This window comes from Micromonospora lacuserhaii, assembly GCF_036902735.1.
GTDB lineage: Bacteria > Actinomycetota > Actinomycetes > Mycobacteriales > Micromonosporaceae > Micromonospora.
On record NZ_JBAKHO010000039.1, the window covers coordinates 1 to 12,400 of the forward strand.

Below are 12,400 nucleotides of genomic sequence, written 5' to 3' on the forward strand. Positions count from 1 at the left end.
AGGTCAAACCCCCAGCCTTGACCGGCCCCGCTCCTTCATGGATGACACAGAGGGGAGCCAGATGTGCGCGTCGGCTCATCCATCGCCGTCGCCATCAGGGTCTACGGGGAGTGACTGAGCGGCCATGCGCTGATCGCGCCATCAGCAGTTCGCCGCCAGCGACACCCCGTGGTCGCGAAGCCGGCGAGCAGCCACTACCACCCGGGACAGCGACGCGGGTGGTAGAAGTTCCGGGTGCGGTGCACCACGGAAGCGAGCGCACCCGCCCGGCCCGAGCTGTCGCCACGCGCGTCCGCCGTCGGCTACCCCGCCGCGAGCCGGCCCGCCGCCGCCGTGGCGACCATCCGCGCGTACGGCTCGTCCCGGTCGGGCGAGAACATCACGGTGCCGACCAGGTCGCCGACCCGGACCACCGCGACGAGCGTCACGATCGGATCGGCGGCAAGCGTCTCACCCTCGTAATGCCACTGCTCCTCGCGGACGAGCAGCGCCTCGTCCCCGGCGAAGCCGGTGCCCACGACGGTGAACCTGCGGGGCGCCGGACTTCCGGGCGCGGTCGACGGTGTCGCCGTGCCGGCGCAGGTGGCCAGCACGTGACGTACGTCGTCGAGCGCCCGCGGGCCCCACCCGCCCGCATACCGGTGCAGGTGTTCGTAGACGTACCCGGCCGAGCCGGTGGCGTACCCGGTGAAGTCGAGGTCCGCCTGCCGGCGCAGCGACTGGTAGTCGGAGCTGCGGTAGGCCGCGCACAGATCAACCCAGCGCCATGTGTCGCCGGAGAACGGCTCGCTGGGCAACTGCTTCCGCCACGCACCCGGCCCGAGATCCGCTGGCCGGAGCATGAGGGTGCCCAGGTCCGCCACGCCGGGGTCGGGCCTGCCGCTGCCGTTCGGGCTCGGCGGGGCGCTCGTTGCCGGGGTCGTCGGGCTCGGCGCCACGCTCGGCGACCCGGTGCCGCTCGGCGCCACGGTCGTCCGGCTGGCGCCGGGGGTTGGCGAGCCGTCGCCCGGCCCGAGGTTCGCGGCCCAGCCGGCCCCCGCACCCGCCACGGCGACGACGGCCAGGCCGGCGAGGACCGCCTGGCGCTGCGAGCGCTGCCGTCCGCGTCGGCGGACCGCCTCGGGAAACGCGAACGGCGCCGGCGGCTGCTGCCCCTGCAGCGGCGCGAACGTGCTCTCGAATCCGTCAGACATTGTGCGCCTCCGAAGGTGTCGCCTCGAGCAGGTTGGCGAGCGCTCGCCGGCCGCGGGACAGTCGGGCCTTCACGGTGCCGTCGGGCACGCCGGTCTCTCGCGCCACCTCGGCCACCGGTAGGCCGACCAGGTGGTGCAGCACCAGGGCGGTCCGCTGAGCGGGCGGCAACTGGGCGAGCGCGCGGACCAGCGCGACGCTGTCCGGGTTGGGGCCGGGCACGTCCTGCGGCGGGCCGGCCCGACGGTAGGCATGCAGCGCCGAACGGGCCCGCCGCCAGCGACTCACCGCGACGCGGCGGGCGACCGTCCGTACCCAGGCCTCCGGATCGGCGTACTCGCCGACCGTCGACCACCGCTGCCAGGCCCGGGCGTACGCCTCGTGCACCACGTCCTGCGCCTCGGCGGCGTTGCCCGTGAGGGCGTACAGGCAGTCGTAGAGCCGCTGCCTGCTACCTCGGTAGAACGCGTCAAAGCTCTCCTCGCCTGACATGCGTCCCCTCCCTCCCCGCCGGGTCGTACCCCTAGTCACGCCGCACCCCCGCCGGCGGTTGCCTGCCGGGCAGTGGTTTCGGTCTGGAGCTGGCGGGGGGGTACGCAGTGTTCCGGAAGCACGGACAAGGAGCTCATCCGGGGTGGCGCGTCGACGGGCCGCGGCCGCGCGGTAACCGCCACGACCGCGTGGTGAAGAGCGGATGGTCGGAGGCGCGAATCTGTCGGCGGCTTCCTCGGTGGCGAGCTCGGATACCCCGGCCAACCCGAGGCCTTCGCGCGCAAGATGCGCGAGATCCTCGACGGCGACAGCTGACGCAGTGCACTCCGCCTCGCCGTCGATCTGCCGGGCCGGCAACACCGCTCCCGCTTGTATCCAATCGCACTTCGTTGGCTGTCGGCCTGACGACACCACGCTGGACGCCGGTGCCCGCCAGGCGGACTTTGTCAGTACACGATGCGTACACAAGGGCACGCTCACTGCGGTCGAGGAGCATCGAAATGTCCGACATCGAGGTGAAATCCTATCGCTACCTGCGAACGGCGATGGTCGCTTTGCTGCTGGGCCTAGGAGCAGCGGTCGTATACCACAGCCTGCAAGCGGGCGCTTTCCTCGCATCCGTTAGTGCCTACTACTACACCCCTGCGCAGACGATCTTCGTCGGCGCCCTCATCGCTCTCGGAGCCTGCATGATCGCTCTGAAAGGGACGAACGAGGTCGAAGACGTATTCCTCAACCTCGGCGGCATGTTTGCGGCCGTGGTCGCGATCGTTCCCACGTCGCGCGGCGCGGACTATAGGACGGCGGTTCGTGCCTGCGAGCAGGCGGACAGTCCGGCGCTCGAAAGGCTGGACTGCCCCACGGTCCGGACGTTGGCCGAGGCCACCAAAGCGAACGTCGAGAACAGCACGGTTGCTCTGCTGTTTGTGGGCGCGCTGGCTCTCCTCGCCGCCGTGCTCTTCTACTCGTTGAAAGACCGGAGGACGCCTGGGGCAAAGTTCCCTCGGTGGGCATTCGTGGCGACGTTGGTGGTGTACGGGGGCTGTGCCGGTGCTTTCGCAGCGTCAAGGGCATGGTTTATCGACAACGCCCACTACATCGCCGCCGTCGGTCTGCTTGCGTGCATCATCGTCGTGGCGGTGGCCAACGCACTTCGACGCGACCAGGGGCGGCAGGAGACTCTAAACGCCGTTCCCGGGGCGCTAGCCCGCTCCACGGATTTCTACGCATGGTTCGCGCGGATCCTGCTAGGGGCTGCCGGCGTAGGCATCTTGCTGTGGCTTGTCGGCTGGATCAGCCTGTTCCTGCTCGAGATCGTCGTCGCCGCGTTCTTTGCCGTGTTCTGGATGGTGCAGACCATCGATCGGTGGCGCGACGAGCCCCGGCCCGATGGCGGTGATCCTGGAGAGCTGTCACCCAGGACAGCGCAACGGTCCAGCCCAGGCAGCCGACGTCCTGAGCACGACCAAACTGACCGGACAGTTGGACGGGCTTAGCCTCGAGAATTCGCGCCTGACGCCGGTTCCGTCCGCCCGGCAGATTTGATCGCTGTTGATGTATGCAGTTCTGGTTCTGGCATCGAGGCGGTCGTCCTTCAAACCCCCGCCGAAGACGCCGCTACCTGGCTTCCACAGATGTCTTGAGCAGGGCGGCGCTGTGGCGATGGGTCTCCGAGTACGCGGGATGCCACCATGGTCGGTGAAGTACGCCCGGCGCACACAGTTGCCGTAGGGCGCGTCACCGACAGCGCACAGGCACAGGTGCCGGAGCGCGTCCAGGTCGACCGTCGACAGCATCGTGTCCCGCTGCGCCAGCGTCAGCACGTCGTCCAGAGCGGAGAGCCGACCGGCGTCGGCGGCCGGACCCGGCCGCGGCATTCGGCCGCCGTCGGTGAGACCGAGCACGACTTCGATGCCCGCGTACGTCTGCAGGTAGCCACCGCGTACCCGGCTGTACGTCTTGGCCGCTCGGCCGACGTCGATGGCGTCGGCGCGGTCCAGCGTCGGCCGGATGGTGTTGACGCCGTGCTCGCCGAAGCCGCCGCGGGGCTGACGCCACAGTGACGGATTGCCGACACCCGTCCCTCTTCACGGGCTCAGCGGCGCAGGCGGCGGGTGCAGGGGCCGTCGTGGTCGGCGCGGAGCAGGCAGCGCCGGCCGCCGGGCATCAGCAGGTCGCAGAAGACCCGATGGCGTACGTTCTGGTCGTCCTCGGCCGACACGGTGGTCTCCCCCGGGTCGGTCTGCGGCAGGACGAGCAGCCAGCGGCCGACCACCCGGGCCAGGCGCTGCGCGGCGGGCAGGTCGTTCGCGACGACCGGCAGGTGGATGACGTACCGCTGGGTCACCGGGTGCGTCCCCGGGCGTCGCGGGCGCGGGCCTGGTCGGACTGCCAGCGGCGCAGCGCGTCCTTGACGACGGCGGTCTCCCGGCGGCTGGCGGCCAGGGCCGCAAAGACGGCGGCCAGATCGCCGGCGACGCGGTCGAGGAAGGCGTACACGTCGTCGGGCGCCAGGCCGCGGCGTCCGAGCCCGGCCGGCTTGAAGCGCCGCTCGCGCACCTGCCACGGCAGCAGACTGGTGTACGCGAAGGAGCGGTAGGTCGCTGCGCTCCCCCGGGCCGATCGCTGGTTGTGGACGCTCATCTGCCGGCTGCCTCTCTCGTGGACTGGAAGGGGTGGGACCGCCCGCCCTCCCCGCGCGTGCGGGCCCACCCCGCCCTGCCACCGCAGCTTCGATCAGCGGTACGGCACCAGGTCTTGGTAGTCATCCTGTGACGGTGTGCAGCGGAGACGCAACGTTCCACAGCAGAATTCTTGCCAGAGGCATTGACTTTCTTTACCGCTACCGGTAGCTGTTACATGGCCACTTAACGCAGTGTTGCGGGATGGAATCAGGGAGTTTTCGGGTGACAGAGGACGTCGGATCGACCGTGCCGCGGCGACAGCTCGGGCGGCTGCTGCGGCAGTTCCGGACCGAGGCAGGGGTGACGCTGGACGCCGCCGCCGAGGCGCTCGAATACAGCCGGCAGAAGATCTGGCGGATCGAGAGCGGCCTCGGGCCGGTGCGGGTGCTCGACGTCAAGGCGATGTGCGAGCTTTACCACGTGTCGGCGGAGATGACCGAGGCGATGCGTGGGCTGGCGGCCGAGACGAAGTCCAAGGGGTGGTGGCACGCGTACGGGGACGCGGTGCCGAGCTGGTTCGAGCTGTACGTGGGGCTGGAGTCAGCTGCCGCCAGGCTTCGCCGCTACGACGAGTCCCTGATCCCCGGGCTGCTCCAAACCCGGCAATACGCGCAGGTCATCTATCGGCTTGATCGACCCACCTCTAGTGAAGAGGACCGGGAACGAGCCGTCGAGGTCAGGCTGCAACGGCAGTCCCTCCTGCAGCGGCGACTTCCAGCGGCTCCACGGGTGGAGCAGATCCTCTCCGAAGCAGTTCTGCGACGGGTCGCCGGTGGGGCGGCGGTCATGACGGCCCAGCTCCGGCGCCTACTCGAAGTAGGCGATCTGGCGAACGTGTCAGTCAAGATCCTTCCGCTGTCCGCCGGGCCGCCGCCGGGGGCGGTCGCCGGCTCCTTCGTGATCCTCGACTTCCCCGCCACCAAGGGCGGCCGCGCGGCACCCGAACCGTCTGTCGTCTACAGCGAGTCGCTCACGGGAGCGCTTTACCTCGACAAGCCCGATGAGCTGCGCGCCTACGAGGACGCCTGGAAGGGCGTAGCAGCCTTGGCGCTTAGTGAGGGAGAATCCAGAGACATGATCAAAAGGATCGTCGGGGAGCTACAGCATGACTGACCTGACCGGCGCCATCTGGCGCAAGAGCACACGCAGTGGCGGCAACGGTGGCGACTGCGTCGAGGTCGCCGACAACCTTCCCGGCATCGTCGCCGTACGCGATTCGAAGGACCCGGCCGGCGCCATGCTCGTCTTCACGCCCTCGGCTTGGTCAACGTTCGTCGCCGCGACCCGCGCCCGTCCCACCGACTGGCCGCTGACGATCACCACCTGACGGGTTCTTGCGTTCGCCGCCAGATGCGGGCCCTCTCCCGCCGGCGCTGACGGGCGAGCACGGAGCGCCACCGGTTGGTAACGTGACGACGGTTCGCGCCGGCAAGGGTTCCCGGGAGGATCGCATGTGGACGGATGAGGCCGCGCTGGATGCGGCGGAACGCCGGCTCGGCCAATGGGAGTCCGACCTGGCCGAGCGGGCGGCGCGGGCGAAGAGCCTGTCGACGCGGGTCCAGGCGCTGACCGGCACCGCCACCAGCACCGACCGAGCCGTCACCGTCACCGTCGATGCCACCGGCGGGCTATTGGACCTGCGGCTCGACGAACGCGTCCGGCAGCACTCCGCCGCGCACACCGCCCGGCTGATCCTGGAGACCACCCGCGCCGCGCGGGCCGACCTGCTTCGGCAGGTCACCGAGGCGACCACCGGCACACTCGACCGGGACGACCCGACCGGCCAGGCCATCGTCGAGTCGTACCGCAGTCGCTTGCGGCCCGACCCGGGCGAGGCCCATGCCTGACGGCATCCTGGTCGACCCCGACGACCTGACCCGGCACGCAGCGCGCCTCGACCGCAGCGCCGACAGCCTCGACACCGCCAAGCAGGCCGGCCAGCACATCCAGCTCAGCGACGGCGCGTACGGGCAGTTGTGCGTCATCGTGCCGGTGCTGCTCGACGGCCTCCAGCGGACCCTCGTCGCCGGCATCGGCATCGCCGCGTGGTCGGTGCGTGACACCGCCGGCCGCTTGCGCACCAGCGCCGACAACTACCGGCGCACTGACGACCGCGCCGAGCGGCAGCTCCGCCAGGCCGGGGACCGGCGGTGACGGCCAACCCCCTCGTGGCCACCGCGGCCGACACCGCACCCACGCCGTGGGCGGGAGTGTGGATCTGCGAGGACATCGAACTCATCGCCCAGGGCATCCGCACTGGCAGTTGGATCGACGGCAGTCTCGGCGTGGTCAGCGCCGGCCTCGACGCCCTCGCCTTCGTCTCCGACCCGGTCGGCGCCCTCCTGCAGTACGGCATCGCGTGGCTCATCGAACACGTCAAACCCCTCAGCGAAGCCCTCGACTGGCTCGCCGGCGACCCGGCACAGATCACCGCCCACGCACAGACCTGGCGCAATGTCGCTGTTTCCCTGCGCGAAGAAGCAGCCGAGCTGGCCGCCGCCGTCCGCACCGACGTCGCGAGCTGGGGCGGCAGCGCCGGCCCCGCCTACCGCGGCTGGGCAACAGAACAGCACCAGGCCATCACCGGACTCGCCCAGGGTGCTGACACCCTCGCCGCCGCCACCGAGGGCGCCGCCGGTCTCGTCGCGGCCGTCCGGCTCCTCGTCCGCGACGCCGTCGCCGCCTGCGTCTCCCGCCTCATCGTGTACGCGGGCGAACTGGTCATCACCGGCGGGTTCGCCGCGCCGCTGGTGGTGGAACAGGTGACCACGTTGGTGGCGTCGTGGGGCGCGCGGATCGCGCGGCTGCTGCGGGGGTTGCTGGCGAGCTTGCGGCGGCTGATGCCGGAGATCCGCCGGCTCGGCGACCTCATCGAAAAGCTGAAGCAGGCTCTGGGGCGACTGCTGGCTACCGGGTCACGGGACGCACCAGGGCCATCGCCAGCAGAGAAGGGTCCACCTTCCCGAGAACACGGGCAGGGACCCGACTTCGACCCGGGCACGCAGAAGGGGCCGCTCGGGGCAGCTTTCCGCCCCGGGGTCGAGGATCCACGCAGTCTGTTCGAGCCGAAGGAACGGGCTATCGCTGATCGAGTTGCCGGGGACGGCGACATGGTGCACCCAAGAGAACGGATAGATGATCTTTACGGCATCAAAAACCCTGACGCGATGGTCAGATCCGGCCCCGAGGATCCCGGGGTGGTGACCGAGTTCAAGACTCTCGATGGGTCCAGCAGCGAAGCAGTCCGCCGTAACATCTTGACCGCTGGCAAGCAGGTCGCTCAGACGGGCGGAGGCGACTTGATCATCGACGGACGCACGGCCGGACTGAGCGAGGAGGACGCGCGGAGAGGCTTCGCGCGCGCACTCGGGCAACATCGACAACACGGAAGCAGCCTGCCCGAGCAGGTTCGTATCATTCTCGGTGACAACCGAATCATCACCCTTCACGAATAGTCACGGTGCCTTCATGTCCACCCTGGAACACATATTCATCCACACGCAGGACTCACCCGAAGACGTCGCCGCCCGGATCTCCTCCGCCCTGGGCATGAAGACCTCGACCGGCCCCGACAACGGGATCTACCTGGGCCGCCCGGCTGAGGCGGACCCGGAGAAGGAGGTGGGAGGCGAGGTCGCTCGCAATTACCTGGCGTATCCGTCTGAAATCCCAGAGGAGCAGTCCCTCCTCGACGCATACGAGATCCTCTGGGATTTCGGATACACCGGCCGCAAGCGCGATGTCCAACTGACGGAGGCCCGCCGCGCCTTCGAGCAGCTCTCCGCAGCACGGATGTGGCCGGCGGTGTTGGTAGCTGGGCTCGACACCCTAGTCGCGGCTTGGGACCCCGTCCTCGGACTCACCTGGTTTCCGCCGGGCACCACGCCAGATGCCAACGACCGCAGCGCCTGGCAAGGCTATCTCGCTCAGCTACGCAGGTAGAAGGTGCTGATGACCGAATTCCGGCTGCAACGGTGCTGGTGTACGTCAACGCGCCGCTCGTTTGCCGAACACACCTCCCTGACCGATCAAACCCACGACCCCTACGCGTGCGGCGCAAGAGGCTCATCGGCGGGCACTCAGGCTATGAACCCCCAAGACGCGGGCCCGGCGGGCGGTCAGAACGGCAGGACCGGTTACAGAGCGGGGTGCCAGCCGTGCCGAGCGTTTCACTCTCGATCACCACTCCGAACGCTGGCTCCGTCTAAGCAGCCAGATTCACGATGCGGCTCCCTCGTCAAGGTCGGTGCTGGCTGACTCTGCCGCTATCGCCTCGGCTATCCACACTAGGTTCCCCTCATCCCGGATGAACCAGCGGGCTGGCCCTTGCACCGCAACCGGCGCCCCCGCCCACTCGGCCAAAGCATACATTTTCTTTACAAGCCCGGTGGGGGAATACCTCTTGCCGTCGAAGGACCAGACCAGCGGCTTCGACCGGTTGTTAACCCACGTGGCGATGCCACGTCGAGAATCCTCCGCCAACCATTTCTCTAGCGCCAGCCGCTCCGGTCCCGTCTGGGCCTCGAAAACCAACTGCGTGCTGTCCTTGATCCGTCCCGCGTCTACGATCAAGGGCACCGAGTTGGCTCGGCGCGCAGTTCGCTGCCGCGGGACCGGTACATATTCTACCGGCAGCTCAGGAACACGCGCGTCGGACTCGATCAATTGAATCACCTCGGCCACCAACGATCGCACGCGATCCGCCGACGAGAAAGTGCCGGCAATGAAGCTATTTTTTCCGTAATTCTTGTCGACCTCATAAATCATCCATTGGATCGCCCGATTTGTAAGGCCGGGCACTTGGTCGAGGACAGGACGCCAGTCGACGTCCGGATCCTCCACCCCCTCTCGGCCCAACTGCCGGAAGATGATATGGGCGACAATGAGCGTCGACTGCTCGGCGATGGCAGCCGCTCGCCCCTCGAGCCGGGCGGTGATCTCGTGCAGGGAGTCGCGCACTTCGCGGAGCAGCAGAACGGAGCGCCAAATCTGTACCGCCGTCGGTCGCTCACCGAAAAGCAGGTTGTAGGCGCCGGCTGCACCCTCCTCCCAAAGGAGATCTTCGTTCTGGCGGATCCGGGTGGCAAGATCGGCGTTGGGATGGGCGCAGGCCAGCGCCACTGCCGCCTCCCGGACCGTGCAACCGCTCTCCGGCGATGGTTCGAATTCGCTACGCCGGATCGCGTAGGTGAGGCCCAATGTGAGACGGAAGTCTTCGCGAATCTCAATCTGGACTCGATCCAGCGCGACGAAGTCCCGGCGCTCGATATGGTTCTGCGTGTTCGTCGACTTGGTTATCTCGTTGCTGGTGTCCGATTCGCCGCTCTCGATGATGCGGATCCCGACTGTGGCTTGCCCTGCGGCCTCGCTGTCTGCGCGCATCGCCGAGGCTATCGACGCCACTGTTTGGGCTCCGTTGATGATGCTGGCGTTGCGCACATCGACTCTGGCGACACCGTGCGGAGCGCTCCGGCTTACGGGTGTGATCTTCAGCGAGTCGCAGAGCATCGTGATTCCGTTGTTCCGGTACCAGAAACTGTGCGGGTCGTCGACCAGGGTGCGTTCGATGTCGGCGTTCACAGGAGTGACGCCAAGCGACTCCCGGATGTTCTTCCGAAACAACTGGTCGCCGTGGTGTGCATGCCATTCTGCGACCTCGGTGACTCCCACGATCCCGTTGGCAGCCCGCATCGGGGTGCTGACGTCGAACCATCGGTCCAGCGTGAGGGATAGGTCGATGGGCACCGGATCGGCACCGCGCCTGACCAGCTCCCAGATCTCCGGTAGGTAGAGGATCTCGTAGTCGAGGTATGTGCCGTGCCTATTGAAGCTGTCGCGTAACTCGTCCAGCCGATTCCTGACATTGTCGTGGACAGGGTCACGCCGCATCAATGCAAGCACGAGAGTTACTTTCAACTGCGGGCTGAGCCAGATCGCCGCCAACTGCGCAGTGTGCGCCCGCAGCTTGGCGTTGAAGCGGTCGAACGAGCGCTGATCGATACGTACGAGGCCGTCGGCCATCGTCATGACGTCGGCCTCGCCGAAGCGTGCCGCGCCTTTGTCACTCCACTTAGACTGGATGAGCCAGACACGGGGAGACACGTCACTGATGGCTATCGCGTCGATGCCGAAGTCCTGACCGCCGTCCGTCACCATGGTGGCGGCGCGCTCCGCATCGCAGTTCATGCGATCCCGTGCGATAAGCCCGGCGAGAGATCGTGAGGCAAGGTTTGCGGCTCGTTGCGCGGGATCCGGGTGGGTAAAGCTACCATTATCAAGCCAAGGCTCAAAGTCGCGGACGATGGAGGCGCGGATGATGCCGATCTGCCGGGATTCATCAGGGAGAGCGGGCATTGAGCAAACCCTTCATGAGAGATATTTTCAGTGCCGTGTGAGACTAAGCGTCGTTCTAGTCGCCTTTAGGTCACCCCAGTTTCTACCCGCCCGTACCAACAAGGCGTCCAAGGTGGACCAGTAGATTCTCTACGTCCACTGCAGCTGGCGAGTTTCTCCCGTGCAACTCGCGTATGTCCGACAACAATTCGCCGAGCTGACGCTGCGCGTCCGCCAGCTCACCTACTCCAGCGGTGAGCATCGCAATCTGCTGACGCAAATCGAGGAGGTGCGGTGAGTCCGGCGGCATGAGCCTCCGCCCCTCGCTGTGCAATGCGCGCAGCTCGGCCAACGCCATGCTGCCCTGGCCCAGTTCCGCCTGGCACACCGCTGCCTGCTGGCGGCAGTGCCATATCAGCTCCTGGTCTGGCATCGGGCGCTCGGACAGGTCGGCGACGAGACGGGTGAATTCCGGAAGCGCCTGTCGGTAGGCACCGGCGAGGACGTAGAGGTTGGCCAGGTTCAGCCGCAGCTCCAGGATCCTCGGCTGCTTGGCCCCGTGCCCCTTCCTCACCGGCCGGAGCGCGGTTTCGAGCAGCTCGGCTGCCTGGGTAAACCGCTCCTCCTCGGCCAGCTCCCACGCCCGTTCCTCGACCTCCGCCAACTCATCGAAGGAGGGCACGTCGATGACCTCCGGAGCGTTGCGGGGCCGCACCACATCGATCTTCGTGGGGGCGAGGGGCGCCCGGGGCGGCAGCGGTCCGAAGGGATACCGGTACGGCATGGTCGGATCGACCGGTTGACCCTCCGCGACCGTCATCGCCAGGTCGGCGGCAAGTTCCGGCTCCACGGCACCGAAGGGCATCAGGATTTCGTACACCTCGGAGGCGGACCGGGGACGGTGCTGCGGGTCCTTGGCGAGCATCCGCACGACGAGCTGCACCAGCGCGTCGGGCACGCCGGCGCGGTGGTCCGTGACCGAAGGGACCGGGTCGTTCATGTGCCGGTGCAACATGCCGAGCGGGTTGTCCGCCCGGTAGGGCGGGCTGCCGGTCAGCAGCTCGAACAGCACACAGCCGAGCGCGTACAGGTCGGCCCGCGGGCCCACCGTGCTGTTCAGCGCCTGCTCGGGCGCCATGTAGGTCGGGGTGCCGAGGGTGTGGCCGGTGGCGGTCAGCCGGGGTACGTCGGCGGGGCCGAGGAGCGCGGCCACGCCGAAGTCGAGGACCTTGACCGATCCGGCGGGAGTGACCATCAGGTTCTGCGGCTTGAGGTCACGGTGCACCAGCGAGGCGGCATGAGCCGCCGCCAGCACCGAGCAGATCTGGGCCCCGATCGCCGCGGCCCACGGCACGGAGAGCCAACCGCGTTCGGCGATCAGGTCGGAGAGGACCATGCCGGGCACGAGCTGCATGACGATGTAGATATCGTCGCCCTGGACACCGACATCATGGACGCTCGGCACACCGGGGTGATCGAGCCGGGCCGTCACCCGCGCTTCCCGCATGAACCGTTCGACCGCGTTCTCCCGCTCGCTTTCCGGAATGGAGACCTTGCGGAGGAACTTGATGGCGACAGGTCGGTCGAGCTTCTCGTCGAAGCCGGCCCACACCTCGCCCATGCCGCCGTGGCCAACCGGATACGTCAGCTCGTACCGGTCGGCGACGCGCTCCTGCGCCCGCATCAAGCCCCCACTGTGC

The 12,400-nt window shown here is 68.0% G+C and carries 14 protein-coding genes; 8 read left to right on the plus strand and 6 right to left on the minus strand.

Going from position 1 to position 12,400, the window contains the following annotated elements:
• Positions 1-302: 302 nt before the first annotated feature.
• Complete coding sequence (locus V6U81_RS21340; protein ID WP_334491639.1) at positions 303-1,193, minus strand: hypothetical protein; 891 nt, start codon at positions 1,191-1,193, stop codon at positions 303-305.
• A complete protein-coding gene (locus V6U81_RS21345; RefSeq protein WP_334491640.1) occupies positions 1,186-1,683 on the minus strand; it encodes a SigE family RNA polymerase sigma factor in 498 nt (165 codons plus the stop codon). Before V6U81_RS21345 ends, V6U81_RS21340 begins: the two co-directional genes overlap by 8 nt.
• A 500-nt stretch (positions 1,684-2,183) precedes the next feature.
• Here V6U81_RS21345 and V6U81_RS21350 point away from each other — a divergent pair, with 500 nt between their 5' ends.
• Positions 2,184-3,179: a hypothetical protein gene (locus tag V6U81_RS21350; RefSeq protein ID WP_334491641.1), complete on the plus strand. Its 996-nt coding sequence runs from the start codon at positions 2,184-2,186 to the stop codon at positions 3,177-3,179.
• Between the two features lie 195 nt (positions 3,180-3,374).
• The gene (locus tag V6U81_RS21355; RefSeq protein ID WP_334491642.1) at positions 3,375-3,746 is read left to right on the plus strand and encodes a hypothetical protein; all 372 of its coding nucleotides are present in this window, start codon (positions 3,375-3,377) and stop codon (positions 3,744-3,746) included.
• A gap of 32 nt (positions 3,747-3,778) precedes the next feature.
• Here the strand turns inward: V6U81_RS21355 and V6U81_RS21360 are convergent, their stop codons facing one another.
• On the minus strand, positions 3,779-4,030 hold the full coding sequence (locus tag V6U81_RS21360) for a hypothetical protein (RefSeq protein WP_334491643.1): 252 nt from the start codon (positions 4,028-4,030) through the stop codon (positions 3,779-3,781).
• A complete protein-coding gene (locus V6U81_RS21365) occupies positions 4,027-4,326 on the minus strand; it encodes a DivIVA domain-containing protein (RefSeq protein WP_334491644.1) in 300 nt (99 codons plus the stop codon). Before V6U81_RS21365 ends, V6U81_RS21360 begins: the two co-directional genes overlap by 4 nt.
• Before the next feature lie 263 nt (positions 4,327-4,589).
• Here V6U81_RS21365 and V6U81_RS21370 point away from each other — a divergent pair, with 263 nt between their 5' ends.
• The 6 genes from V6U81_RS21370 to V6U81_RS21395 all read left to right on the plus strand — a co-directional run bounded on the left by V6U81_RS21370 (position 4,590) and on the right by V6U81_RS21395 (position 8,309).
• Positions 4,590-5,480: a helix-turn-helix domain-containing protein gene (locus V6U81_RS21370; protein WP_334491645.1), complete on the plus strand. Its 891-nt coding sequence runs from the start codon at positions 4,590-4,592 to the stop codon at positions 5,478-5,480.
• Positions 5,473-5,694, plus strand: a complete 222-nt coding sequence (locus tag V6U81_RS21375) for a DUF397 domain-containing protein (RefSeq protein ID WP_334491646.1) — start codon at positions 5,473-5,475, stop codon at positions 5,692-5,694. Before V6U81_RS21370 ends, V6U81_RS21375 begins: the two co-directional genes overlap by 8 nt.
• 124 nt (positions 5,695-5,818) lie before the next feature.
• On the plus strand, positions 5,819-6,214 hold the full coding sequence (locus V6U81_RS21380; protein ID WP_334491647.1) for a YbaB/EbfC family nucleoid-associated protein: 396 nt from the start codon (positions 5,819-5,821) through the stop codon (positions 6,212-6,214).
• Positions 6,207-6,521: a type VII secretion target gene (locus V6U81_RS21385; protein WP_334491648.1), complete on the plus strand. Its 315-nt coding sequence runs from the start codon at positions 6,207-6,209 to the stop codon at positions 6,519-6,521. Before V6U81_RS21380 ends, V6U81_RS21385 begins: the two co-directional genes overlap by 8 nt.
• Positions 6,518-7,822 carry a WXG100-like domain-containing protein gene (locus V6U81_RS21390; protein WP_334491649.1) on the plus strand — a complete coding sequence of 435 codons (1,305 nt, stop codon included), beginning with the start codon at positions 6,518-6,520 and terminating at the stop codon, positions 7,820-7,822. Before V6U81_RS21385 ends, V6U81_RS21390 begins: the two co-directional genes overlap by 4 nt.
• Before the next feature lie 13 nt (positions 7,823-7,835).
• Positions 7,836-8,309: a hypothetical protein gene (locus V6U81_RS21395; RefSeq protein ID WP_334491650.1), complete on the plus strand. Its 474-nt coding sequence runs from the start codon at positions 7,836-7,838 to the stop codon at positions 8,307-8,309.
• Positions 8,310-8,585: 276 nt separating this feature from the next.
• Here V6U81_RS21395 and V6U81_RS21400 read toward each other — a convergent pair whose 3' ends face one another.
• Both V6U81_RS21400 and V6U81_RS21405 read right to left on the minus strand, forming a co-directional pair.
• A complete protein-coding gene (locus tag V6U81_RS21400; protein ID WP_334491651.1) occupies positions 8,586-10,721 on the minus strand; it encodes an AIPR family protein in 2,136 nt (711 codons plus the stop codon).
• Positions 10,722-10,803: 82 nt separating this feature from the next.
• On the minus strand, positions 10,804-12,384 hold the full coding sequence (locus V6U81_RS21405) for a serine/threonine-protein kinase (RefSeq protein ID WP_334491652.1): 1,581 nt from the start codon (positions 12,382-12,384) through the stop codon (positions 10,804-10,806).
• Between the last annotated feature and the right edge of the window lie 16 nt (positions 12,385-12,400).

Coding starts and splice junctions, on each gene's coding strand:
- V6U81_RS21395 (WP_334491650.1), top strand. CDS start 7,836: ATGTCCACCCTGGAACACATATTCATCCACACGCAGGACTCACCCGAA.
- V6U81_RS21355 (WP_334491642.1), top strand. CDS start 3,375: ATGGTCGGTGAAGTACGCCCGGCGCACACAGTTGCCGTAGGGCGCGTC.
- V6U81_RS21350 (WP_334491641.1), top strand. CDS start 2,184: ATGTCCGACATCGAGGTGAAATCCTATCGCTACCTGCGAACGGCGATG.
- V6U81_RS21400 (WP_334491651.1), bottom strand. CDS start 10,721: ATGCCCGCTCTCCCTGATGAATCCCGGCAGATCGGCATCATCCGCGCC.
- V6U81_RS21385 (WP_334491648.1), top strand. CDS start 6,207: ATGCCTGACGGCATCCTGGTCGACCCCGACGACCTGACCCGGCACGCA.
- V6U81_RS21405 (WP_334491652.1), bottom strand. CDS start 12,384: ATGCGGGCGCAGGAGCGCGTCGCCGACCGGTACGAGCTGACGTATCCG.
- V6U81_RS21375 (WP_334491646.1), top strand. CDS start 5,473: ATGACTGACCTGACCGGCGCCATCTGGCGCAAGAGCACACGCAGTGGC.
- V6U81_RS21340 (WP_334491639.1), bottom strand. CDS start 1,193: ATGTCTGACGGATTCGAGAGCACGTTCGCGCCGCTGCAGGGGCAGCAG.
- V6U81_RS21380 (WP_334491647.1), top strand. CDS start 5,819: ATGTGGACGGATGAGGCCGCGCTGGATGCGGCGGAACGCCGGCTCGGC.
- V6U81_RS21365 (WP_334491644.1), bottom strand. CDS start 4,326: ATGAGCGTCCACAACCAGCGATCGGCCCGGGGGAGCGCAGCGACCTAC.
- V6U81_RS21345 (WP_334491640.1), bottom strand. CDS start 1,683: ATGTCAGGCGAGGAGAGCTTTGACGCGTTCTACCGAGGTAGCAGGCAG.